This window comes from Lentisphaera marina, from assembly GCF_028745505.1.
GTDB classification, from domain to species: Bacteria; Verrucomicrobiota; Lentisphaeria; order Lentisphaerales; family Lentisphaeraceae; genus Lentisphaera; species Lentisphaera marina.
Genome location: NZ_JAQZZL010000002.1, coordinates 636824 through 663436, shown reverse-complemented (window position 1 = coordinate 663436; position 26613 = coordinate 636824). Strand labels below are relative to the sequence as shown.

The 26613-nt window shown below is 40.0% G+C and carries 12 protein-coding genes; all 12 read right to left on the bottom strand.

Annotated elements, in window-relative coordinates; all coding sequences use genetic code 11:
* Positions 1–144 precede the first annotated feature (144 nt).
* Positions 145–1902, bottom strand: coding sequence for an arylsulfatase (locus tag PQO01_RS13910; protein ID WP_274314692.1), 1758 nt, complete (start codon positions 1900–1902; stop codon positions 145–147).
* 5 nt (positions 1903–1907) lie between these two features.
* Positions 1908–5288 carry a DUF7133 domain-containing protein gene (locus PQO01_RS13905; RefSeq protein WP_274314691.1) on the bottom strand — a complete coding sequence of 1127 codons (3381 nt, stop codon included), beginning with the start codon at positions 5286–5288 and terminating at the stop codon, positions 1908–1910.
* Between the two features lie 8 nt (positions 5289–5296).
* Complete coding sequence (locus PQO01_RS13900; RefSeq protein WP_274314690.1) at positions 5297–6193, bottom strand: TIM barrel protein; 897 nt, start codon at positions 6191–6193, stop codon at positions 5297–5299.
* 203 nt (positions 6194–6396) lie between these two features.
* Positions 6397–7656, bottom strand: coding sequence for a DUF1552 domain-containing protein (locus tag PQO01_RS13895; RefSeq protein WP_274314689.1), 1260 nt, complete (start codon positions 7654–7656; stop codon positions 6397–6399).
* A gap of 9 nt (positions 7657–7665) precedes the next feature.
* Positions 7666–10182, bottom strand: coding sequence for a DUF1592 domain-containing protein (locus PQO01_RS13890; protein WP_274314688.1), 2517 nt, complete (start codon positions 10180–10182; stop codon positions 7666–7668).
* Positions 10183–10510: 328 nt separating this feature from the next.
* A complete protein-coding gene (locus PQO01_RS13885) occupies positions 10511–16582 on the bottom strand; it encodes a hypothetical protein (RefSeq protein WP_274314687.1) in 6072 nt (2023 codons plus the stop codon).
* Entirely contained in the window at positions 16582–17658 is a 1077-nt protein-coding gene (locus PQO01_RS13880) for a hypothetical protein (protein ID WP_274314686.1), read from the bottom strand. Before PQO01_RS13880 ends, PQO01_RS13885 begins: the two co-directional genes overlap by 1 nt.
* Complete coding sequence (locus tag PQO01_RS13875; protein ID WP_274314685.1) at positions 17658–18662, bottom strand: prenyltransferase/squalene oxidase repeat-containing protein; 1005 nt, start codon at positions 18660–18662, stop codon at positions 17658–17660. Before PQO01_RS13875 ends, PQO01_RS13880 begins: the two co-directional genes overlap by 1 nt.
* 116 nt (positions 18663–18778) lie before the next feature.
* Positions 18779–20554 (bottom strand): hypothetical protein, encoded by a 1776-nt coding sequence (locus tag PQO01_RS13870; protein ID WP_274314684.1) that lies wholly within the window; start codon positions 20552–20554, stop codon positions 18779–18781.
* Positions 20554–22176 (bottom strand): hypothetical protein, encoded by a 1623-nt coding sequence (locus tag PQO01_RS13865; RefSeq protein ID WP_274314683.1) that lies wholly within the window; start codon positions 22174–22176, stop codon positions 20554–20556. The genes PQO01_RS13870 and PQO01_RS13865 overlap by 1 nt, the downstream gene beginning before the upstream one ends.
* Positions 22173–24497, bottom strand: a complete 2325-nt coding sequence (locus PQO01_RS13860) for a vWA domain-containing protein (protein ID WP_274314682.1) — start codon at positions 24495–24497, stop codon at positions 22173–22175. Before PQO01_RS13860 ends, PQO01_RS13865 begins: the two co-directional genes overlap by 4 nt.
* Positions 24494–26611: a vWA domain-containing protein gene (locus PQO01_RS13855; RefSeq protein ID WP_274314681.1), complete on the bottom strand. Its 2118-nt coding sequence runs from the start codon at positions 26609–26611 to the stop codon at positions 24494–24496. The genes PQO01_RS13860 and PQO01_RS13855 overlap by 4 nt, the downstream gene beginning before the upstream one ends.
* Positions 26612–26613: the final 2 nt, after the last annotated feature.

Here is a 26613-nt window from a genome sequence, read left to right as displayed (position 1 = left end):
CATATGAACTGAAGACTGAACACTTCAATTCACTGATATGGTCTTAACAATAAAATTCATTTATTAAATCATATTGGTAGGCTAAGCTTTTTTTTAGTAAAAAAACGTCAAATTTAATCAAAGCCTATAGGACTGAAAAGATTCCTATTGTTCAACTCTACGCAGCATGAGCAGACGAAAATCCATCACTTCGCCAGCTACTATTTTAAGGGCCTGCATTTCTATTTTTTGTGCTCCTTGATTTAATTCAATTTGTCCCAAGTTGAGACGCTTAAAGTTTTTGACATATGATTCAGCTCTCTTGCTACGGTCCTGATTCATTCCAAAGAGGGGTGGATCATGGGCTTCTATGATTTTACCTTTAATGGAATTTTTTCCAAAACTAATTTTAAACTCAGAACCCTCTGAGCCTTTTGGGCATGTGTAGTAAATCTCAAGTTCATAAGTCCCTGGTTCTTGGACATAAGCATCAAAAATTATGCGATCGTCCAAAGATGTCCAATTAGTAAAAAAGCTACAATTCGGCCAACGGTTAGATCGTTTTATCCCCCCATGGGCATGACCATCTCGCGCCGGGATTTGAGTCCATTCAAAATTTTCGTGACAGATAAGAAAGGGACGTTGATCCTTTGCGGGCAATTGCTCCGATACTTCTTGTAGTAAGCCATTTAAATGTGATTGAAGTCTTGCTTGGGTTTCTGGTAATTGCTTTGATAGATCATTTTTTTGTTGCCTGTCTTTCCGCATATCATAAAGTTTACCTTGCGTATCCAAACGATAATTTTGAGATCGTAAACTCGACTTTCCCTTCCAGTAAGCCAAAAGCATGCGATCCTCGTCCCATTCTCTTTTCTTATCAATCAATAAGGAACTGAAATCTAAGCCATCTAATTGCTTTTTTCCCTGAAATTCGACGCCTGCCAAAGAACTTAAAGTGGCTAGTAAATCAATAGCTCCAGTGACTTCCTTGATTCTTTGTTGTGGTTTGATTTTTCGCGGCCATCGCATATGTAAAGGTGAGCGTACCCCTCCTTCATCTGTACTTCCTTTTTTACCCTTCATGTTGCCATTCCAGCGAAGACTATTGGGTCCATTATCACTAAAATATAAAACGATTGTATTTTCTGCGATATTCAAATCGTCAAGTTTGTTGAGGACGCGCCCCACATTCCAGTCAATATTTTCACACATGGCAAGAGCAGCTTTTACAAAATCTTCACCATGTCCGGATTTCTTGTTGAAGCTATTCTTCATACTCAATTTTTTGGAACTGAATTTGTCCCAAAAACGACTCGGAACCTGCATCGGAGTGTGAGGGGTATTATAAGGCAGGTAGACAAAAAAAGGCTTCTCTTTATTGGCTTCCATGAAAGCCATCGCACGTTCAGTAAAGTCATCGACACAAAAACCCTCGCCCTTAACTATTTTGCCATTGTGTTCAAGCATGGGAGAATAATAATTCCCCCAATGACCGGAACAAAAGCCATAGAACTCATCGAACCCTCGTCCATTTGGGTGATAAGGATACTGCATCCCACTATGCCACTTCCCAAATGCCGCTGTTGCATAAGCTGCTTGACGAAAAACATCTGCGATTGTTTGCTCATCCAGATTAAAGCGTTCGCCTCCTTCTGATGTACTTTGAACGCCACTTCTAAAGGCATAACGCCCTGTGAGAAACTCGGCCCGCGTCGGTGAACAAACTGGCTGAACATAAAAGTTTTCAAACAAGGCACCATCTTGAGCGAGGGAATCTATATGGGGTGTTGAAATATCTTTATTACCATTAATGCTCAGATCTCCCCAGCCCTGATCATCACTTAGAAAGACAATGATATTGGGCTTTGCGGAGTCCGCATAAACACTTGCTAAAAAGAAGATGAATACAATGATTTTTTTCATATTAATTAATGGGCTGATTTATCCCGCTTTCTTTTTTTCAATGGCTTATCTAAGCTCTTTAGGTAGGCTACTAAATCGCGAATTTCTTCCCCTTTGAGCAACAAATGCATCGGTGGCATGGGTGATACGGGTGGCATCATCGTGTTGATATCTTTGCGCTTATGCTTTATCACTTTTCCATCAGCTCCCTTAATCTTGACTTCTTTGTCATTTTCTCCCATGTAAGTACCGCTATGGACTTTTCCATCATTAGTCTTTAAGCTCGCAATACCAAAGCCTGGCGCTACGGCCGCACCCGGATCTACAATAGCTTCTAATAAATAGCGACGATCATACATTTTTCCCATGAGGCTCAAGTCGGGGCCTACATCTGCTCCCATGCCATTGACTTTGTGGCAACGCAAACATTGTGCTGCGCCGTGATTGAAAAATATATCGCGACCTCGATCGACATTGCCACCTTCTATTGCATAAGAGAATTTTTGCGTGGTATTCGCACTCGCCATTTTTGCATCATATGATTCCAAGAGCTTTTTAAACTCAGGGGATTTTTTTGCACGTGCTGAATTTAAAATTTCCAGCATGACGGAAGGATCACCCTGCTCATTGATTATCTTATTGAGCTGAGCTAATAAAAGCTTATCATTGGCTGAGTTACTTGCCATTAAACTATAAGCTAACTGACGTTCCGCCGTAGAAGCCGCTTGGCTTATTCTTGCAGCTGCTTTTTGAGCCTTTGAAACATCGACTTTATTTAATAGTCGCAAAGAACTTAATCTGATTGCCTCACTTTTATCTTTAAGTAAGTTCTCCAATTGAAGAGATGTCAATTCATTGCGTTGTACTAATGTGTCTAAAGCTCCCAAACGAACTTCATCGATCAATTTATTATTATTTAATTGAACTAACAAAATCTCGGAATTTATAGGGAAATCACAACTTATTGCCAAACGATTGATTTGAGCTAAAACTTTGCCCTCTGCACTTTTAAAGAGTTTGCTTAAATATGTATGAAGAAGATTTTTTATTTCTGTACGTTCATTTTTATAGTCTCGCGGTAAACCCGTCGTATTATCCAATGGAGCCTTGTCATTCCAAGCCTGTAAAGTAGCAATTGCTTCTTGAATCATATCACTGGATAGATCTTCACGACAAGCATATTTAAGCAGGCGTTCGGCAGATTTTTCATCTCCTAAATAAAAATTGGCATTCATCACTCGTAAGTGCATAAGCTCGTCCACTTTATTCTCTGGCTTAGGCAAACTTACTAAAAGCTGCGCCAAAGCTTCTTGGGCTCCGCCTTCGATGACTCGATCGTTAATCGCACGTATTGCTTCGTAAGAAATTTTAGAATCTGTATCACTTAAAAATACTTTAATGTTCGGGTTGAGGTTTTTCCTCATGGCCAAAAGTACCATCATCCGCACTGCGGAAGATTTATCTGTGGCGTACTGCGCATATGCCTTAGAATTCTTCAGCCCCGCTAGCCCCATCATTAAACCATGTTGAAGAAAACGATCCTCTGCTGCATTCCTTCTTTGCGCTTCAATTATTGCGGGGATCGCAGACTCATCTGCAATTCTACCAAGACCAATCCCCGCGTACATGGCGACTCGAGCATGAGAATCATTAAGAGCTTTAACTAAGACTTGGACTGCTGAAGGGTCACGATGGTCCCCCAGTACACGTGCCGACTGAATTCGGACCTGATCATCTTTGTCTTCTAATAATAATGATTGAAGCGGCTTTAAGAGCTTTAAGTTTTTACGCGCTACCATCCCTAGACCCCATACGCCATGAACGCGTTGTAACTGCGGTGCAGAGCTATCTTTTGCGGCTTTCGCAAAAAATGTGGCCGCATTATCACGCTTAGCTAATTCAAATTGAGCTCGTAAGCGAATTTGCTGGTGATCACGAGCGAGTAAATCGTAGAGTTCTAAAGCAGTTAATTTCGTGAAGTCACTGGTCAGGATTTTTTGATTTTCTTTAACTTCAGTTTTATTAGTTTCAGCAGGTAAATCGAGAACAAAAACATTACCTTCATTACGATTGAGGTAACCGCCATTATTGAACTCAGAAATATACATTTTGCCATCGGGGCCGAAGTCGAGATCTACGAGATTGGAGCCCGTGAAAAATTCTTCTAAATTTTTCATTATAAAGCCTGCTCCTTTTTCCTCCACATCAAACATCGATATGCGAGTCTTTGGTGAACCACCCTTAAAAATGTTGACGAAAAATTTATTGTTAAATTTTTCTCCAAATGAATTAGAAGGATTAAATAAAAAACCTGATGGTCCACCAGAAATTTGACCTATGGTCGGCATTACATACGCAGGTTGATTTTCTTCATTAGCGTAAAATAAACGCTCGCTTATCCATGCACTGTTCAACGATCTTTTTTCTGCATAATCATAAGATCGAAACTGAAGTTTTGAGGCAAATGCCAAAAGATTTTGATGACCTGCGTGCCAACCCGAGTCACCACCCTCAATGAGGTAGTTGATGCGCTCTAGATCACCTTTATCAGAATCATTGTCAGCGGTAAAAAGATTGCCAAAATCATCGAAAACTAATTCTTGCGGATTGCGCAAACGATCGTAAAACACTTCCATATTCGAACCATCGGGATCACAGCGAAAAACTGCCCCCTCATTAGGTCCATGAAATTTCTTGCCCTCTTTTGTTGTGAAGCTGAAGCCACGATCGCCAATTGACCAATAGAGTTTTCCATCGGGGCCCCAAGCTAAACCATGCATATCATGACCAGAATAGCTCATACGTATGCCAAAACCATCTTGTAGAGATGTTCTTTTATCTGAAAGGCCATCTCCGTTACTATCCTCCATCATCCATAGATGAGGAATATTGGTGTAATAGACTTTGCCATCGCGCTCGATGATACCTAAACCTGGCCCATCGAGAATATCATTAAAACCATCAGCGTAAACTCGCGCGCTGTCCGCCCGACCATCGCCGTTCTTATCCTCGAGAACTTTGATCACATCTTGCTTTGCTGTGTAATGTGATTCTGGAAACTTATCGTAATGCTTTTTATACATCGTCAAACGATCTTCATTTGACTGAATGAGTATATCATCTAAAAGCATATAGGGACGGTGGCGGATATCATCCACACCAAAACGCCAGCGATGAATTTCGGTCACAAAGAGGCGACCTCGCGAGTCGAAAGCGATGGCCATGGGATTCGTAATCTGCGACTTATCTGCCCATAATTTGGCTTCAAAGCCTGCGGGCATCTTGAAGTTTTTTATTTTTTGAGCTTCTGCTTTTTCATAGTCCTGAGGACTTTTTGAATATAAACTCAGACTACAAAAAATTAAACATGAAGAAAGCCAAAGAGATCTTTTTGGAAATTTCAGCATAGTTTCACCTATGCTGAGTATTTAGTGCTGAATTCGGCTCTGATTTTCAAGAGCAAGTCACGTGTGGCTTTTATCCCTTCAATTTCACCGAGAGTCTTACCCTCGTATTCTACTCCTACGTGACCGCGATACCCCGCATCTAAAACTAACTTCATAATACGGCGATAATCCGTGTGTATTTCATTTCCATTAGCATCAAAATCATGACTCTTGGCACTAACTCCTTTCGCATAAGGCATAAGCAATTCAACCCCTTTATAGCGATCGTATTCTTTGAAGTTACCAAAATCCGGTAAAGTACCACAGTTTTTCATATTAACTTTTTTCATCACGCCGGCAAGCCATTCTCCATCAGAAGAGAGCCCACCATGATTTTCTACAATAACGTTAATATTGTGCTTAGATGCAAATTCGGATAAGGAAGCTAAACCATCGGCCGCGCGCCCCATTTGCTCTTCATAAGTACCATTTGAGCGAGCATTGACGCGAATAGAATGGCATTCTAGGTATTTTGCCGCTTCTACCCATGCAAAGTGTTTTTCTACAGCCATTTTACGCTTTTTCTCATTAGCATCACCAAGTTGACCTAAGCCATCGCACATGATCAACAAACTCTTTACTCCATTATCATCACAACGCTGCTTAAGGCCGCGCAAATAGGACTCATCTGTACTTTGGAAAAATTTGTTGACGTACTCAACTGCATTGATCCCAAAAGTTTTTTTAGTAAATTCAGGAAATTGTAAATTGTTTAATTCTTTGGCTTTTAGTTTTCTGTGAAGCGACCACTGTGCCAAGGAAATATCAAAAAGTGGTTTTTGCTCTTGGCTTGCACATGAAGCTGTGAAAAGTGAACCTGCGGTCAAAGCACCCGCACCTTTGAAAAAATTTCTGCGATTAAACATATGATATTCCTTTTTTATTTTACTCGTTTACCCTCTTTCGCTTCCCAAGAATAAAATGCGACAGCTTTATTAATCTTTTCTAAAATAATAGATACGATTACTTAAAAGAAGTTTTTAAAGTGACTATAAAAGTACTACAGGCTTGATTATGCAGATGTTACTTTTTTTTTAAATAAAATGACTAAAATATCCTCGAGAAAGTCTTAGACTAAAATGTCTTCAATCATCCCAGTGCTATCACCAAAGGATTTTTGCTTGAGTCCATTAGCATTGAGCAGTGTAAGCCATAGGTTATTAAGAGGAGTACCATTGGGCATGATTTTATGCTCACCTAATTTGAGTATGTTCTTATTACCCGCCACAAGTACTGGACAGTTCGTAAGAGTATGAGAGGTAGAGATATTCGAGCCATAGACTAATGTAGTTGAATCAAATAGGCTCACACCATTCACATCTTTGACCTGCTTCATACGATCCATTAAATAGGCCAAAAGCTCACTCTGCTTTTCATCACGAAGTTTAGAAACTGCTAGGCGGTCGCCCTGCCCGTAATGACTCATATTATGGGAGGTAATACCAACATCTAAACTTTGTAAAAGGCTTTCTACTGGTTGGCGATAAGTAATCACTCGCGTTGAGTCCGTTTGTAAAGCCGCTACTAAAAGGTCATACATTATCTTAATTTCATCATAGCCCTTTAAGCCTTTTTGCGGTTCTTGCAAAGGTGCTTTGGGTTTTGCTTTACCCAACCAAGCTTGTTCTTTACTCAGCTGAAGTTCTATTTCGCGTACGGAATCGAAGTATTCATTTAATTTATCTTTATCTTCTGAATTAAGTTTTTTACTCACTGTTTTAGCATCAGATAAAATGGCATCTAATGAGCTTCCCCTCTTGGAAATCAGTTCTTGCTTTTCTGCAATGGACATTCCCTCATTACCAAAAAGTTTATTGTAAACCAAGACCGGGTTCTGCATTCCCGCCATGGGTTTACCACTTCTATTCCAAGACATTGAAAGCCCTGGTCCATGTCCCGAGCTACTTGCCTTAGCACAATCAAATTGTAAAGATGAAAAACGATTATTAGCTCCCCAGGCTTGAGCTGCTATTTGGTCACAAGAAATGGTATTACTAAAACTTTGCCCTGGAACTGCGTAGCGATTTGCTCCTGTTAAAAACATGGTGCTACCCCAATGCCCCTGTTTATTAAATTGATGCTCAGTACCAAGTATTAAGCTAAAATCTTTTTTGTGACGGGCTAAGGGTTTAAGTCCTTCTGACAGTTCATAGTCCGCGCCCCTTTGCTTACTATTTGGATACCAAGACTGTTTCGTTACGCCCCAGCCAAAAGAAAGGAAAAGCATTTTGTTATTTTGATGATCTTTTTTCACATCACCCTGAAGGGAGTTCATATATGGCAAGGCTAAAGTCGTCCCTAAACCCTTTAGAAAATATCTTCTATCCATTATTTACCTCTACTTCTTTGTTTGAAATTCTTTAGATTGTACTATTCCATGAATAAGACTGCGCATACTGAAGTTGTCTTTCTTCATTCTCAGATGTAAGTCATCCATTAAGGCTCGATCAGAAAATGCTATGGGTCGCCCTAAGCTATAAGATAATAAACTACTGATGAGTCCATAATTAAAGTCATCGGCTCGTTCATAAATAATTGCGCGCAGTTCCTCATAGCTTGCAAATGAGGGTCCCTTGTAGAGAGATCCCGCAGGATTAATCGCGATCTTCTTTTTGCTGTAATTATCTTCGGCGCGCCAACGTCCCGTTGCATCAAAATTCTCTAGACCTAAACCTATGGGATCAATTTTTTTATGGCAATGTGAGCATTGAGGCTCTTCTTGATGCACTTTGAGTATTTCTCGAACCGTTAAATCTTTCCCTTCCAAGCGACTGAGTTGCGGTACATTGGCAGGTGCTGGTGGCGGTGGGTTGTTGAGTAATTTTCTTAAGACCCACACTCCTCTTTCCACTGGTGAGGTATGTTGACCATCGGAGCCCATTGCGGATATCGCAGCCATAGCTAAGAGGCCTCCACGAACCGAGTCCTTCGGCAAATCAACCTTTCTAAATTCGTCGCCAATAACATTTCCCATACCATAATGCCTTGCCATCATGCCGTTTAAAATGGCAAAATTGGATTGAATTAAATTCTTAGTGCTCAAATCATTATCGACAATATATTTCACTGTTTGATACACTTCTTCGGCGGCGTTATCTCTTAAAGTTTCATCATAATTGGGGTACTTTTTAGGATCGAACTGAAATAAGTAAAGACGCTCCATATCAAGCCATTGATATACAAAGGATTGATAGAGATTTTTAGATTTAGAATTGGCCAGCATGCGATCGACCTCAGTTCTTAAAACCTCAGCTTTGAGTTGCCCTTTATTAGCTAATGAAACCAAGTGCTCATCTGGCGGGAAACTCCATAAAAAATAGGCTAAACGATTGGCCAGTTCTCTTTGTGACAAAGGTTTTTTCTCATTATCTACGCTCGCTTCAGACAGGTATAAAAAACTAGGTGATGATAAAATAATCGCCAAGGGCTCAATAAGTGCCTCCTGACTATTTTTGCCTAACTGCATTTCTTTATTGTATATATTGATGAGCTTATCAATAAAAGTTTCGTTGGCCTGTTCACCTCGAAAGGCCTCATACGCAAAAGCTTCGAGAAAAACTTTCAATTCTTCCTCAGGTAATTTTGATTGGCTTGCTTCAAGGATTTTTTGTACTTGCGTCGTTTGATTAAACTCCAAGGGGCCTTCCCACTCTACCCAATCAACCCAAACTGCATGACCTGGTCCAGAGTAATTCTTGCTTTTGTCTATACGACTTTTAGCAAATTTAGCGCGTGCTGTACCCTCATTCGATTTTTCTGATAGTACTACCCGTCGACTACCTTCTTTCACTTCAATTAATGCTTCGATAATTTGTGGATCATCTGTTGAGGCCGTTATATGAAAACTATCTACCCTCTTCAAACCATCATCAGTCATTATATTAAGATCCATAAATGATCTTTCGGGGTCTGCATTTTCAGTTTTTGCGACACGCGCTCTTAGCTTATACATCCCCTCTGGTGCCCAAATAGTTTTCATTTTATGAGGATTATTTTTTTGCTTAACTTGAGTTTTTAAATCCACCGCAAGTTGAGGAATGGGTCGAAAGAGAGCAAGTAAAAAACCCTGCTCGCTTAATGGATCATTTAAATATCTTTCGAATGCAGGAAAAAAACGTTTGTAATCATTGCTAATAATTTGTGTAGCTCGTAGATCTTTTATACCAAAGTCACTGGGCTTCGCTTCTTGGTTTGTGCGATTTCGAAAAGCTTGAACGCTCTTGTATTCATTCAACAATTTCTCTCTTTGTTTCTTGATAAAAGCATTTTTCTTCTCCACTTGATAACGCTGTTGAGTGATTTTTTGTGGCTGACTTCTTCGAAAAGTTTTTTCTAATGCTCCGCGAGCTATAGATAAATATTGAACTAACTGATCGGGGGACATGAAGAGTCCTCCGCCATCCGTATCAAAACTTTCCGCTGAGCGATCATCCGGCAGGTTACCCACTTCAACTTTCACCCCTAAGAGAGACTCTATAGTATTGGCATACTCATTGCGATTAAGGCGACGCATAATGACTTTTCCACCCGAATCACTGAGTTCAGTCCTCGCTTCAACGAGTTTATGTGATAATTGACTTAAAAAATCTAATTTCTCAGCCGCTGGTGGCTCAGGTTCTTCTTCTGGTGGCATCTCTCCTGATTGTACCGCATCAAGAATCGCTTGCCATTGATCTGCTTCCTCAAGATTACTGATTTTTAGCGAAATATTATCTAAACGAACTTTCCCTTTTTGCTTCTTTTCGTTATGGCAATCAAGGCAATGGGCCTTAAAAAAACTTTGATAGTCATGGAGCTTATCTGCTTGGATATAAACAGATAATAAAATGAATAAAGTAAAGGCTTTCAATGACATACGATTCTCGACAAAATGATTTAGCTAAAAAGAGAACACTCAGTAAAACAAAAAGTGACTAATTCTTCCCAAGAATAGCTTAACTGAGTATGTGCTTTATACGGGCATTCGCCCCCTATTCTTACAGCTGATTTGTATTCTTTCACTAAACTTAAGCTTTAGATCTACCTTTTCTAAATACCATTCTCGCTTAATTGAAGACTCGAGTTATATGAGATCATGGATGAGAATTAACGTGAGAATCTTAAATATATATCAAGCCATCATTTTTGTTGGCTTTAAAAATTGAACTTTGAAGCACTATATCGATCATCCTTCGCGTTTAATCTCAATTGCTGATATAGGAAAGGTCGCCCCCGTAAACATTGCCGAGTTTGAGTTTCAGATTTGTGTAATGCTCGAAGCTGTACTTAATGAGTATGGAATTTTTCCCTTTGCGGAGTGGGATTTTTAATGACGTCGCTTGGTTCTTTTCCGTATTGATAATGGTGTCAGATAGAATTTTGCCATTGTGCCAAATACGCAGGTTATTGAATGCTGTTCTACGTCTTTCAGGCTTGATGTGCAAATAGGCGTTGGAAGATGAAGTGGAGTCAAATTCTTTACGCAGGTACATGAAGCCTTCGTAATCTTTGCCATTATCTTTCTGAGGCTCAAATTTAAGTTCTGTCTCGTTAGAGAGTTTAAAGCTCGATTTACTGAAATTTTCTTCGGGCTTTTGCAGAAGTTCTACATTACTCTCTTCCAGCTTAACTGGTCCTAATTGTGACCAGTCTTGATCGGCAAAAAGCTCCAAGGACATAGTCTTACGCAAATTCACTGGCACACGCGCTTTACTCATAAGGCTTTGATATTTTTTCAGATCCTTACCAGCATTCTCACCATATTTACTTAGAATTGCCTCGAGAAGATGTTCGTTATTCGGATCACTAGCCAATATTTCTGTGCATAATTCAAATAAATCACTGGAGCCCTTAAGCGCTATATATTCTCTGAGCATTTCATCGGCTCGCCAGCGATTAACTGGGTTAGATCTCAGGTTGAGTAACAAAGAATTCTCATCCCAATTGTACATTGTCTCCAGGGAATCAAAGGTGATTTTCTGAACCCGAATCCTGTTACCTTTAGGGAACCAGCTCTTCAGTCTATTGGGGCCATAAAAGTTAAATAGGCTTTCGTGTGCATTCTTCCAATTACTTTCTTTAAGTCCCGACTGAGCCTTGCCCTCTTTATCAATTACTGCAGTTAAATTGCCCTTGTGGAACAACGCCATAGAGCCTAAGGCCGGTTTAAATCTTCTTGGGCTATCTAATTCCAGTCGATCCAATTCTTTAAGCTGATCGCCAAAGAAGCCCATTGGGAGAACGACTCGGCCGTCTGATGCAGAAAATTGTAGGCTACCGCTTAAATCCAAGGTAACGTCTCCCCTACCAGCTAGTTTAGCCCTCGTCGGCTGTATATAGGGATTTTCATTAGAGTTAAAATCGAAGACAACAAAAGATAGCCCCCGTTCATAGTTTTTGAGGCCATGTTTATCGGCAAGGGCTTTACAGTGAGAGTAAGCCTTACGAAGGTCATCATCGGTAAAATCAAAAGCTTTTAATGACTTCAAGTATTCAATAAAGAGAACTGATAAAATGTTATGCGCCTGAACTGATTTGTTATGCTTAGCCAACAGTTTTTCAAGATAAGTGACATTGGACGGCACAGAGTGGTGAGTCCTACGAGCTTTGATAAATTGTGATAAACTGTTTCCATCTGCCAACAGTTCTGTTGCTTCAGCATAGAGCTTCTCAAACTTTGCATAACGTTCGGCATCCATACACTCATAGGATCTGGCTGAGTATGTATTCTCACGATAGGAAGTATTGGGCTGATAAGTTGACCCAAAGCGCATGGAGCCCACTTTATTACCTTGATCAAGCAATGACAGTTCAAAGCTTATAACTCCATCAAAAGCGTTATTAAGGGCGTCAGGCTTTTCTACTTTTAATTCCATGTACTCATATCCATCTGCAGAGAAGTAGTGCTTAAAAGATTCTTTTAGTTTATCGCCAAGCATGTGCCCAATATTGTTGCCTTTCTCGGTAAACTCCGCAAAGAAGGCATCGTGAAAGCGATGACTATTGAGAGATACGCCCAGGTGATTAACAAACTTTTCATGGCCTTTCATTCGCAACTGAAGATGAATGTATTTTGAACTGTCACTGAGACGGTATTCTACCTGAGGCATTGGATAAGAACTTTTTCCATGCCAGAACTTTTTATCAACTTTTTGCCAAAAAAGTGAATCGATTTTTGCTGGACTGTAGGCAATAGTTTCATTGCTCAGCTTTAAAGAATTATAGAGGTAAGCATTACCATTATGCACTTTTATTAAGCTATGGTCAGTGAGAATCGTTTTTTCAGTTTGAGAGCCATCAATTGACTGCCGTGAAATTAACTCAGCTGAATTGAGGTCGTAAACATTTCGCATTTTACTGCTACAAACGATGAGTAGATCTCCCACTTCACGGCACCAGCCGATCACTTTTTTACCTTTAGTGAGGTGATCATCGAAGACCTTTATTTTATCCGTAAAGCGCTCCAACTTCATGAGCCCGCGATTTGAAGCATAATAATAATCGTTGCCCTGACCATAAATGGATCCCTTGTTGCCGAGGAGATGAAAATTATGCTTTTTAAAACTGCCATTACTTAAATCAATGAGCTCACCATAATTTTCCGCAGCATATTTCTCACATAAACGCCAAGACCTATGTGGGGTATAGCCCATTTTCTTTTGATGCATTTTTAATTGTTTAAAATCAAAAACGTGAAGGGCTCCATGACTTAACCAACCCTGTGCAAAAGAATTACCCTGGAGTTGATCTCCCATGCGATAAGCTTTATCTAGTGTTTTTAATTCAGTTAGCTTATCAGTAATTTCGTAAACTTTATTTTTGTGGGAATGATTCTGCGGGAAAGTCAATAAGCGATTCCCCAAAACGACAAAGTCACGAGCGTATAATTGGAATTCCTTAATCAGCTTTTTCGATTTAAAATTAAGCTGCTTTAAAGATCCATTGGAGGAAAGAATATAGAGATGATCATCAGACCACCGAGCCGCGTTGATTATTTCGCCATTACTTGCTTTATAAGTGAATTCAGATTGAAGTGTGTAGGCATCCATAATCTCAACTGAACCAGAACTGTAATTTAATATTTTAGAACCTTTGAGCTGAAAGTTTGGCAGGCGCTTTTGCCATAGAAGTCTGGAAGGTGAATATTCACCATTCACAAGAGTCGCTTCTTTGATAAGAATGTAATCAGACAAGTATTGAATCAGGGAATAAGCTGAATTATCGAGAGAATGGGCAAATGGACGCTCTTTGAAATAAATATCCGTGAGTGGGAAAGTCATCAAACCGTCATTAGAGAAGAACTTTAAATCAACATCATCTGCTTTTTCAAAAGCGATATTTTTTGGCTGCGCTTCGTCATCAATTGTTGAAGGCAATTGATCATCAGAAGCTAAAAGAAAGGCATTTGTTTCTGTATAGAGTAAGAACTTATCCTTGTGAGACTCGATCGCCGAGGGGGATATATTGAGAAGTTTGCGAGCAATGAGCTCTTTCTTTTTTAGATCAAAACTTACAAGGCCACGTTTAACTGGTAGGAAGAGCTTATTGTTTTTGATTACACCCTCACCTCTAACAGAAAGGTTACCAAGGTTTTGCTGCCACATCACACTCCCAGTACTTAAAGAAAGTGACTTGAGAGTATGCTGCCCTCTTCTATTTAAACGAGAAAATATAATTTCATCAGCATCTCGCGAGTGAATATATGTTGGTAAATCAAGAGGGTTTTTCCACAAGATTTTTCCAGTTTCAGGATCTAAGGCATACCAGGACATAGTGGCATTATCGAAGTGAATCAATTTGCCTTTTATAATTCCAATATAAGGTGATGCTGTTCTGGCAGGGTTTGTCCAGTCGAAGGAGTCACCCTCATGGTTTTTGCGAGTTTTGTAGGTATATGAACGAACCCACTCAATTCGCTTTTCATAGGCATTGACTTTTACAACTAAGCCAGAACCTGAATAAAGATAAATGGATTCGCGGTCATCGCAAAAATTATCATATTGAAGTAAGCTTCTAAAAATGTCGTAACGACCTTCCTCTTGGAATGGATCACGGATTTTTGCCAGAGCTTTTACCGACTCAAGCTCACCACTTTGAAGGTCAATAAAAGCGACCGCAAATACTGGGGCAGCCTGACGATCCCTTTCAACAAGTAGGATTATTTGACTGCCCATTTTTGAATAAGGTATGCTGCAGGGCTCCCAGTTTTTGAAGGATTGCAAATAGCTACTATCCCATTGCAGCTCACCCTGCAAGTTTCTCTTTTGGAGAGCAAAGGTCTTACTTGCGCCATTGTAGTTTAAATTATAATAAGACTTATTGATAAGCGTTCCTTTAAAGGATCTAGGAGCGTTTTGAATGCGCGTATCCGCCGGTGTAAATGAATAGGTGCTCCAGAGTTGCTGACCTTTTGAATCAGAGACTTCTGTACCCATGGGACTTGAGGAGAACCATTTATCGCTATTGTAAATGACTTTACATTGAGAACGATTGATAAAGTACTGGTCCCAGTCGTACTGTGAGGTCCGTCCATCGATGGTACTTTTTAGATCTGTACTGAGTGGAATTTTACTTATTAGGCTTCCTGGCCCCTTTGAACTACTTGCTTTGGGAAATGACTTGGTGGCTAATTCTTTTAGCTGAATACTTTGCCCTTTAAACTGAACGCTACTTCCCAAAAGATCATTAGAAAATTCATGGCGAAGTTTTTCCGGTGTTTCCAAAGTACCTTCAATGATAAGTAAATAGGCAGCTGCCTGTTTTGCGTAGTCCGCATATTGAATTAAACGCCCAGCATACGCTCTTGCAATGGAAAGATCACCACGATTGTAGTATTCCTGCATCAAAAGTACTTCTGCTTCGGGGAAAGAAGCAAGCCCCGATGTTTCTCTCAAATAATCCTGTAGTTTATCGATGTCAAAATTTTCTATGGCTTTAGCAACGCGACTGTCGTAACGTTCTTTTAAGTAGGCTGAAAACTTTTCGGCAAAGTCAGGATTTGCGGTCAGCTTTTGCTGAAAATAAGTCTTAAGTGAATAAAGCTGATGATCACTGCTAAATAACTTATCTTGGTGCTCACGAATCGTTTTGTAAACTTGAGCTAAAGTATCGCGATCGGCTTTTTGCTTAAAGAGGCGATCAAGATCATTTACATAGACTTCTACTTCTGGATCAGCTGTAAAACGCGGACGTACCCCTGAATCATCCTGAGATTCGAGTAAAGCATATTCAATATTTTTCTTTGTTGAGCTATTTTTTTTCTCAGCGACTTTATCGAAAAGTAAAAACATTTCATGGGCTGATTTAGTATCGCCTTGCATGAGTAAAAACTCAGCGATCCCATAAAGATTATTACCCCAGCTATATCCACTATTAGCTTTATATTTTTTTGCATACAGATTGAAGAAATGAACGATTTCTTTGCCTCTTCCTTCAATTGCCAGAACATCAAAATAGCTTTTGGTGTGGGGGTGATTAATATAAATCATCAAATCCACTAATTTTTGAGTATCAATTTTACTCATCGCCTGAGCCATGACGCGCGGATCAATTCCGAGATGAAAGAAGTGTCTAATACGGCCTTGAGAAACTTTCTTGTAATCCAAAGTAAGGATTTGATTTAAACCGTGGACCTGAGCATCTATCAAGCCTGTATTCCTCAAAGCTAATTGAATCCCAAGCCATTCCTCTAAATCCTCATCTTTAATTTCATTAAATTTATTTAGGTACTTATAAAAACCCTCGATAACTTTATCTGTATAGGGAACCGTTCTTAAATGTGGTATGTGATGATCTTTGGTGATAGAAATAAACACCAGGTCATTACGCCCCTTTCTGAGTGACAAAGTCTGGTAGGGAGACTCACGATGATACAACATACCATTTTCATGTTGGGCAAGACTTTTGCCATTCAAATATGTTTTAAAGAGTTTTCCATATTGGATTTTAGCCAAGATCTTCATGTCTTTAGGAACCGTGGTACTGTAGCGATATACCGCATAATCTCTTCCCTGATGGTGAACACCTTGTTTAAAAGATGCCGACTTCTCAAGTGTTTTTACTCCTTTATCCTGAACAAATTTGATACTTCCAACAGGTGATTTAAAAGGGAAAGCTACCGCGCTATTCTTTTCAAAAGACTTTTGTAATTCCTGAGATAAAGAATTGTTATGAGCTGCATCAATCACTAATTCCGGAGCTAGTTCAGCAATACTTTCTTGCCAATTTGCAGCAAAAGCTGCGAAGCTAAGCAAACATATTAAACTAAAAAACTTCATTATTGAACCCCAATAAATTGCGGATTCAGCAAAATAAAATAATCACCGGCCGAACCACCTTTGCCGTAATCGAGAAGAACACGGATTTCCCCCTGGCGTACAGCTACAAATAGATCCGAATGAAACTCAGAAGAAGATATAGCTTTTTTAAGAAGACTCGTGCCATTTTGACTTATACTTAAATGCACGTGCCCATTATGGCTCAATGGATCAAAAGTCGTTGAAAAAAGCAAGGCACGCGTCCCTGCTCTTGGAGTAATCACAAATTCAGTTCTGGAATGCATAGAAATAAAATTAGTCGTTGAAAAACCCTGATCTAAAATTTGGGAGTTTGTACAAGACTTATTAAAATTTAATTCTCTGCACTGATCAATAAATGCCGTGTACTTGATCTCTTTAATATCTTCAGAACTTATTGAAACATGGTTCTTCGCTAACTGGATAATTTCAACTGTAGGATAATCTATGATACCAAAAACTGTTTCAATCTGAATCGTTTCAGAACTTTGCTTCACAAGCTTACCATAGATAATTTCTCGTGATGTAGTGTAAAAAACATATTCTGATGAAGACTTGGTTATTTTTTGTATATGAAGTGAATTCAGTAGAGCCTTCTTGTGGCGTTTCTTAGATGGCTTGTTTTGGCCAATGCTGGATTTAGTAAAGTACGCCGCTTCGCCAGGATAATGAAAATCATTTAAAGTGTAAAAACCAGGTTCAGCTTGATTGAAATAATGAGCTCCCTGAAATGATATCGAGCTAATTAGACTTAGGCTTAGTTTTTTTTCTTCTCCACGATAATCAATAAGCAAGGCTTTTTCATCATTAAGTAGTTTTGTACTCTGCGCCTTTATCATACTGCCATCCGTAAAGATGATGTACTCACCTTCATTTGAAATTAATGGGCGGTCGAAAGCTACTTTGAGAAGCTCAGCTAAATTCAGCTTTTTGTTATCAATACTGAACCCACTTGCTGACCAGGCAATATTCCCTTCTTGCTTTTTGCCGTCATTGAATAAAACGGAATCAGCAAAAAGACTGAAACTAAATAAAAGGCTAAGTACTAGGTTCTTCATTACTTTTGATACACCGGTATATACTGATACGGCAGACTAGCCCCGAGAATACAAAAAGCTGTCTGATAGTAAGAGCCCCACTCACCCTTGCTCTTCTGTTCACGAATAAGATATTTTTCCAACATTTTTGCCCATTCACGATAGGAGTTTCCACCTTCAAAATAAGAAGCAACAGACGCGTAGTAAAGGAAATAAGGTATATGCCCTACTTTTTGTTTTTTGGGATCATTTTTCATAATCTTTAAAAGTGCTCCCACGGTATCGGAAGTATATTTCTTTTCATTCTCTCCACAAATAAACATAATGCATGTACCAGCAGCACTGGATCCGTAGTTATTCTTACTAATTTTTGTCGATGAATAACCATACATCTTCTGAGTCTCATTAAAACGGGTTTTAATCAATGAAAGGGCTTTTTGAATAGTTTTTTGCGGTACATAAATACCTGCGTCCTGAGCTGATTTGAGGGCAATAATCTGCATAACCATCACTGAGGTATCACCATCTTCGGGCACTGATTTGTATCCCCAACCACCTTTTTTTCCCTGTACTTCAAGAATGAGTTTCACCGCATTGCGTAGAACTTTGCCAATTTTTTCATTACGGCTTTGTCCCCAAGCCTCTGAAAGCATCAGTGTCGCCAGAGCATGACCATACATAACCGCCGCCTGCTTTTCCTGATTCGAATACTGAATGAGACCATTTGGCTTGGCCTGATCAACAACCCAGTTGACGCCCTTGCCAATAACATGACCGTATTCCCCTTCGCCTGGTAAATTACCCATGGACATAAAAGCCATAAGGCAAAGGGATGTTTCACCAACATTGCGACCATGATTACCATTCCAGGAACCATCATCCTGCTGTGATGCCGCTAGGAATTTAAGGCCTTTATTAAGGCTCTTACTGAGTTCAGCTGAAATGGGCACTGTGGTCTCGCGTGCTGTTAGAGAAAGGCTAAAACAGCTAAAAAGGAGAAGAAAACAAACAAGTTTGTTTTTCATAGTGAGATGGGCTCTGCCCCTCTCACACTCTCCCTGCAAGGATTTGCAAATCCTTGACCAGTCGGAAACTTTTACTAAATCAACTGACGTTAATTTAGTGGATTGAGTATGTCTGATCATTTTTGCCTCGCAATGGCTTCGTAGTATTGTTTAACAAGCTGACGGTACTGTTGCGGAGCCTGCTCGAGTTTGCCCTGCATTTTTTGACCTTCAAAGCTCTCAAACTCCTTTTCCCAAGCCTTTTTCTTTTCATAGGAAGCAGTTTTAAATTGATTCTGCATCGATTCGGATCCTCCACCAGTTTGAGACTTACCAGGTTTGCCACCTTTGCCACCCTGCCCCGGCTTATCGCCTTTCCCTGCGGTCATACTAGACGAAGATGCATTTCCTTCGCCATCCTGATCTTGTTGTGCAAGGTCCTTATCGCCTGATTCAGAAGATTGACCATTGCCTTCCTGTTGCTCCAACATTTTAATTTTATTTTTACTGGAAGCCGTCTGGGTGCTCTGTGCTGAACCGCCTTGTTTACCAGCTTTATCACCCTGTTTACTTTCTTTTGTAGGATCAGTTTCTCCCGTGCCACTCTGCTCATTTGGCTTTAATGTTAAGGCCATCGCTTTCTCATATTCATCTTTCGCAGCTTCTAGGTCACCTTCAGCGAGCTTCTCTCCTGCTTTTTCAAGAGCCTCTTGAACATCTTCGTTTTCTGAGTTCTCTCCAGCCTGACTAAGTTCTTCTTGATTCGCTAGTGCATCATCAAAACTCTCGCTTTCTTCTGGAGCACCATCTGAATCAGCCTCTAAATCCTCGAGCTGAGCAATTTGATTTTCTATTGAGTCAGCCAATTCCTTCATTTCAGGGCTGATACCATCTTCACTTTCTGCTGGATCTTCGCCAGATTGCGGGTCATTGGTAGAAGCTTGAGCTTTTTCACTCATCTCTTTAAGTTTTTCTAAAAGAGCTTCCTGTTCCTGTGCCGCTTCAGCTAAATCACCATCTTGAATTTTTTCAGCAATATCGTCTGATTTCTCATTGATTTCCTGCATTTTCTGCTGATTTAAGGGGTCTGCACCGGAGTGATTTTCTTCAGCATCATCTTCCTGATCCTGTTCTTCCTCACTTTCACCACCAGATTCCTGGGATTCATTCTGTTCCTGCTCTTCTGCTTGCTGATCCTCCTCTTTCTCTTCTTGCTGATTTCCCTCTTTTTGTTGATCTTTATCTTCTTGTTTTTCTTGTTGATCTTTTTGTTCTTGCGGGTCCTGATCTTTTTCGTCTTCTTGCTCTTCTTTAGAGCCTTTATCCTTTTGTTTAAGCTCCTCGAATTTCTCTAGATATTTCTCAAGCTGTTCGGCTTGGTCACTTATTTCCTTTTGCTGATCAGCGAGTTTCTCGAGCTCCTCCTGAGACATGTCTTCATTAGAAGCTTCTTGAGTTTGCTCATTGAGATTCTCCATCTGATCAATTAACTCATCGAGTTTTGCTTGTGCCTTTTCATGCTCGGCCTCACGTATAGCCTTTTCAAGAATTGTTTCGTAGGAAACAATCGCTTTTTTCTGCTCAGCAGACGCGTTCTTAAGGTATTCTTCTTTGCGATCAGAGTTATCCAAGGCCAACATTATATTCTGCACAGCTGATTGCAGTGACTGAGACCCTGCCTTGTCGGCTTCTTCCAATACCATATCAACCACCTCAATCATCGACTCTTCTATCACCCCCGACAAGAGCATTTGGTTTCTGATTTCAGTAAGATTTTTCTTGATGGTCAAAGTACTGCGCTTAAGTTGACGAGTTTTCGCCATATGCTGACGCATTTCTTTGATTTTTGCGTCGTCCGCAAAAGTAGAAGTCAGTAAAAATAAAGTTATTGATAGAGTGAATTCTTTTCTCATTATTTATCTCCTAATCTATCCATTTTTCGGTTCACATCATTGAGCTTCAGTAAAATATCTTCGACAGGTTCAACTGAGTTTAGGAACTCATCTGCAAGACGCCCTTTAAGTTCTTCCTGAGAAATAATCGGAATGAGTATATCCTGAGAAAAGCTCGTCTGTGGTTCTGGTGCATTATCCGTAACCTGAATTCGTACTTTTAAATTTCGGCCTGCCTCAACTTCTATGGAACGATTATCCCAAAGCTCTTTGAGAGAAAAAGTCTTATCATTAATATCGGCATATGATTTCCAAACTTTAAATTCATCAAAATCCAAATCCTGGTCGTACTCACTATCAATTACAGTGTAGAGAACTTTGACTGAAGCTATTTGGTAATCGTCTTCAAATTCAGCTTCCAAAGGCATACGACTAATCGGAGACAACTCTCTCAGGGCAGATGGTTCAATAAGTCTGACTCGTGGTGCTTTGTCTACTTTGACACGCAAGCTGAATTCCGGAATCCCCTTACTTTCCAGTGAGTCCTGATCCAACAATTGGAAAGTGTACTTCATTTTTGTTTCAGCATTTAAACTAAAATTCCACTGACTGCCAGCTCCTTGAACCTTAGGTAGTACGACTTCATCAATTTTGGGAATGAGTTTAAATTCATTCAATTCTTTACTAGTTTTAAGAGAGAAATTCAGTTTTGAACCAAAAGGCACCTGCAGGTTACCTGATTCTTCTGTGTAAGCTTTTATACCTGTATAAGCAGGTGGGATAACCTCAACTTTCAGCTCGGCAATTGCCGGACGTTTTTTGATGGGTAGATCGTAAGCTTGACTGGAATAATCACCTATTTTGAAACGCATGGAAAGATTTTCCATTTGTGCGGGAATCGCAAATTGATAAACTCCCTTTTCTTCAGACTGATCCACATCATATTCAGCCTTGCTTTCAGAGCTATAAACCGTGATGTACCCTGAAGCTGGAAGTTCACCAGTCATTTTTATGCTCATAGATGTTTCTTCACCCGCAATGGCATATTCAGGCAAGTTAATCTCTTCGAATTGAGTGGAAGTCGGGTAAGCCAATTGTGAATAAAAACGCTGGAGGTAAATTGGAAAGGACTGTGGTGCTATGATACTCATAAGTATTATGCCCGCTAAAGAAATAACAAAAACTTTAAGTACTTTCTTTAGGGCTTCAGTATCGATCACCTCAGAAAAATTATAATCTCCATACATATCAAAAGTCTGATCCATCATTCCATCCACCAAGTCAGCTGAAACCATTTTTCCGGGTTTATTTTTGCTAAACTGCAGAGTTGAAATTAAGCGACTGCGAAATTGCGGAAACTTTTTCTCGACTAAAAGAGAGACTTCTTCTCGGCTGTAAGGACTCGTGTAATTCAACCAGTATTTAGTCTTTAGGTAATAAAGCAGACATCCTATTCCAGAAAGTAACACAATGATTCTAAAAGCCATTGGAAAATCACCAAAGCGATCCAGAATAAAAAAGGCAACTAAGCCAAATAGGAAATAAGCCGCCCCCTCAAAAACAGCTTTAATCAAAACTTGCTGGCGAAGCTTTTTACTTAGACTTTCGAGTTCGACATTGAGTTGATCAAGAGCTTGACTCATGGCAAATTCTCCTTTTTTCTCAGCAGCCACTCAGTAGCTGTCAGTAAACTTATCAATAAAATGAATAAAAAGTTATCCCAAAGGCTGCGTTCTAAAATAACGCTACGAGTTCTCGGTTTCTCAAGCATGAGCTCGGGAATTTTGTTCAAATCAGCGATTTCGATAAATTGACCCGCAGAGAGCTTCGCAAGTTCAGTGAGGCCAGTTTTATCCATGGAAACACGTTCAAATTCAAGCTGTGATTTACTGATGCTCAAACGGTGCTTTTCATCATCAATTTGAAGATCCCAGGTACCTTCAGGCAAAACGACCTGACCGGCGTAATTACCCTTGCTACCTGAATGGGCCAATTTAAAGTTTTTCTCTTCACCACTCTCGAGTTCTATTGCCGTGACTTCTACTGATTTTTCATCACCACTTCGCAATGCATTGCCAACAATTTTAACTGAGACAGGAATTTTTTCACCAGCAGAAAAATCGCGTTTCGAAGTTTGGAAATGCACGCCTTTACTTGTTCCAAGAAGGTGATTGAGGCCCATGTGGTGAATTGTCTGTGACCAAAAGCGGTCCGTGTAGAGTGACCCAACTTTGTAACGCCAGCGCCAGACAGAATTAAAACCGAGGAAGAGAACCTGGCCATCACCAAAGCGGTGGTAAGACATGAGTGGAATCGCTCCGAACTCATTTTTCACACTTCCGTGCTTAACTAGAGCTGTAGCACCAGGCTTAAGGCGATTTATACCCTTGTAATACCAGTGCTGACTAGGAAGCTTTTGCCAAACTTTAACGTTATCCTCCGCAAGAGGCACAAGGCGAGTAATAATACTATCACGGCCCTCAGGAGTTAAATCCAGTTTAAAGGGACGAGTTCGGCTACGTTCAGTGTCCAGATCATCACTCTCCTGAACTTTACTGATTGTAACAGGAAGCATCTCTTCAATTGGCGTACCAACGTAAGACGATGGAGTTCCACTGGAAGCACTAATCATGAGTAGTGAACCACCCTGTTTTGCCACAAAATCCTGGAGTTTATTCATGTCATCAAAACTGAAGTAATCGCGTTCAAGGTTATTAATGATGATGATATCTGTTTCTTCGAGTTCATCGATGGGAAATGCATCCAGGAACTGATCGTCACGCGAACTACGACTGCTATCACCCGTGCGAATAAATACTTTTGTTTTAAAACGCTTATCGCCATCGAGCATGCCTTTGAGGTAACGGTATTCCCAGCTCGGATTTTGCACGGCAAGAAGAACTCGGATTTCAGAATCAATAACTTTAATTTGCTTGTTTTGAATATTGTTATCTACGAAAAACTCATCGGGATACTGCTCAACTTCCACTGAGAAATTGAAGTCGCCTTTCTGATTCGGCTGAATGACAAAACTTTCGCTAAAACGGCCATTGCGGAATTCAACGTTTTTGGACTTCACTATTTTGGGTCCAAGTTTGAGTTGCACAGGAAGAATTCCTTCTTCAATACCACTGGCGGAGAAATTGACTTTAACTTCGACTTCATCATCAATGAACAACAAGTCATCCATGACAATTTTTTCGATACGGACGTCGATATTCTCTGGCATGCCAATGCCTACGGGGAACAAGCGTATGTCACGAATTTTGAGTTCAGCCGCCATTTCCTGAGGTGAGCTTCCTTTGTTGTGAACACCATCAGTAAAGATGATCATGTCGGCAAGTGGAAGACCCCGCAGGCTTTGTTCCACATAACGAACCGCTGAACTTAGCGATGTTGCTTCACCTTCAGCCTTCGGCAGTTCAATAATTTCATCAGCTATTTTCAACTGGCGAGTCTGCTGATCAAAAAGATAAAGTTTTACACTGTATTTATCCTGCAACTTATTAATCAGGTCGAGATCTTCATTATTTAAAATGGCCTTAACAAGATCGATTCTTTTAAACTTGGAAACTTCCTCTTTGCTGACTCCGCAAACTTCTGCCATATCGCGCAGGTAATCATCACTGCTTTTACTTTCAATAATGCTCATACTGCTAGAAACATCGATGAGAACCGGCAAAACAGTTCTGCTATTTTCCAGTGTATCCATTTTTATTGTTGGCTGAAGAAGGAGGAGAAGAAGTACAAATCCTATAGCAAAACGCGTTAAGGAAATAATAGCTCGAAGCTTTTTATTCATGCGTGGGCTTTCTTTGAGGTAGCTTATAAAAGCATAAACAAGGATGCCCGCTGTAAAGAGAACAAATAGCCAGGAAGGTAATCCACCTGCAAGAGTGAGCTCGTATGAGCTAATGCTTTCCGTGTTTTCATTAGCATAAAATAATTTGAGTAGGCTTTTCAACTTGCGGCCCTCCGACTAATAATCAGTCCCAAAATATTTTCTCCGAGCCAACATAGGATAGCCAGGATCAAAAAGAATTTAGATAAGTCTGTGCCGTGAGCAGAACCAACTGAACCCAGTTGATTATCACCTGAAATAACGGTAATTTCTGGATAGGTATTTTGCAACTGCTCTATACTCATAGAAGCTACAGCGCTTTCCTCTTCATCAAGGTTTACAGAAATAAAGTCCTGCTGACTGCTTCCACTTTCCTGAAGCTTATAAGTCCCTGCCAGCTTAAATTCCGGTATATTGAGGAATGATCTCTGATCTTTAAGTTCAACATTGTAAGTCTCTTTAAGTTGATCGGGAGTGCTAAGATCAAAAGTACTTCTGCTTTTATCATCACTGAGTTCTTTATAAAAAGATTCACCCACGCGACGCTCAATGATTCTGTGCTCATCTTTAATGAGCTGAGCACTCAACTGACGACAGAGTGGTAGAAAATAAGGTCGAGTCGCAAAGTTATTCCATTCGAGATCCATTCCGGAGGCGAAGACGATGATTTTACCGTTTTTATAATCAAATGAGGAAATAAGACTGAGGTTCTCCTCCTCTTCTCTTTTAAGCTCCATGAAAGACTGACCATTACCATCAACTTTACTCATGCCAAATGTTTGCTTGATCTTAAAGCTTTCCAAAGAATCTATAGAGTCAGCAAAACTCCAAAGTTCGCTCTGCTCATTACTAATGATCGTAGGAAGAAAATCCCCGCCCTGCTTCATTTTGAAGTTTTGTTCAAATAAAGGCCAGCTAATAAGTCCACCTGCTACGAATGTATCGTTAAAGTTTTCGACATCAGTACTTGCTCCCAAATTCACTAAAACGCCGCCACCTTCAGCTATGTATTGCTGAACGGAATCAAACTCAGAAGCAGTTATCGCCTGAAGGTCATCGAGTATGATGAAGGCGTATTCATTTAAATCTTCCGTTTCCAATACCTGAGCATCTTGCCATTCAAATTCGTAAAGTGCCTTTTCTGAACTTGATCCACCTGGATAAGGATTCAGTGCAAAATCAAAGAACAAGCTCTTTTTTTCATAAACTGACTCGGGAATAAAGTTCTGAACGACGAGAACTTTTAATTTCTCCGTTGCATAAAAATGACTGTAGCTGCGATTATCTTTTAGATTGATATCCGCAGCAATTTCAGCGCTGATCTTATGAAATCCTGCCTGCTGGACACGACATTTAAAATTAACTGTAATAGCCTGCCCAGCAGGCACATTAGTACTAATACTTTCATATAATTCATCATTGAGGTGAAATTTCACTTCCACATCTTCGGCATCCTCCATACCATGATTTCTTATATCAACAGTAAACCAGGAATCTTCATTGAGCTTAGCCGCATCCTGCAAAGCACGGAAATTGCCTACTGATAAGTTTTCCTGTTTTTCATCACCAACATGAACAAAGACCAAGTTGGATTTCCCCTGGAGCTCTTTCAGCATTTCATTTAATACTGCTGAAGGCTCTTCCCATTGAGTCTTTTGAAAATCTGACACAAAGTAAATACTTGGCGGCAGAGAACTTTGATCCTTTAAAAAGTCGAGACAGGCACGTGTAGAAGCCTGTGCATCTCCCCCGAAATCTCCCACCTTAATTTGCTTTAAGGTTTCTGTCACGAGGCTTTTGTCATTAGAAAAATTAGCTATCAAACTTCTAGGGCTGGAGCTATTAATCAAGAGCGCCTTAGCTGTATCATCTGATGTATTGAGTTTATTAGCGACCTCCACTGCACGGTCAAAGCGGCTTTGGCTACCAGTTTTACTCGCCATAGAAAAACTATCATCTATAGAAATCAGCTTGGGTTCATTATTGTCTGAACTCACTAAATTTGTAACTGGGCGGGCCAGTGCAAGAATTAAAAATAAGATAAGCAGAGTTCTTAGTAGAAGAAGTAAAAGATCTTCCATTTTAAAACGCTTCTTCTGTTCCTGAACCGCATCCATAAGGAAATCTATTGCGGCCCATTCCAGCTCAATCACCTTATTTTTGCGCAGCAAGTGAATGATCACCGGCACAGAAATTAGAGGCAGAGCCCAGAGTAAAAAAGGATTAATAAAGGACATAA

Excerpts from the sequence above, each read along its gene's own strand:
- PQO01_RS13855 (WP_274314681.1), bottom strand. The coding sequence starts at position 26,611 with ATGTCCTTTATTAATCCTTTTTTACTCTGGGCTCTGCCTCTAATTTCT.
- PQO01_RS13890 (WP_274314688.1), bottom strand. The coding sequence starts at position 10,182 with ATGTCATTGAAAGCCTTTACTTTATTCATTTTATTATCTGTTTATATC.
- PQO01_RS13895 (WP_274314689.1), bottom strand. The coding sequence starts at position 7,656 with ATGGATAGAAGATATTTTCTAAAGGGTTTAGGGACGACTTTAGCCTTG.
- PQO01_RS13875 (WP_274314685.1), bottom strand. The coding sequence starts at position 18,662 with ATGAAAAACAAACTTGTTTGTTTTCTTCTCCTTTTTAGCTGTTTTAGC.
- PQO01_RS13870 (WP_274314684.1), bottom strand. The coding sequence starts at position 20,554 with ATGAGAAAAGAATTCACTCTATCAATAACTTTATTTTTACTGACTTCT.
- PQO01_RS13905 (WP_274314691.1), bottom strand. The coding sequence starts at position 5,288 with ATGCTGAAATTTCCAAAAAGATCTCTTTGGCTTTCTTCATGTTTAATT.
- PQO01_RS13900 (WP_274314690.1), bottom strand. The coding sequence starts at position 6,193 with ATGTTTAATCGCAGAAATTTTTTCAAAGGTGCGGGTGCTTTGACCGCA.
- PQO01_RS13885 (WP_274314687.1), bottom strand. The coding sequence starts at position 16,582 with ATGAAGTTTTTTAGTTTAATATGTTTGCTTAGCTTCGCAGCTTTTGCT.
- PQO01_RS13910 (WP_274314692.1), bottom strand. The coding sequence starts at position 1,902 with ATGAAAAAAATCATTGTATTCATCTTCTTTTTAGCAAGTGTTTATGCG.
- PQO01_RS13865 (WP_274314683.1), bottom strand. The coding sequence starts at position 22,176 with ATGAGTCAAGCTCTTGATCAACTCAATGTCGAACTCGAAAGTCTAAGT.
- PQO01_RS13880 (WP_274314686.1), bottom strand. The coding sequence starts at position 17,658 with ATGAAGAACCTAGTACTTAGCCTTTTATTTAGTTTCAGTCTTTTTGCT.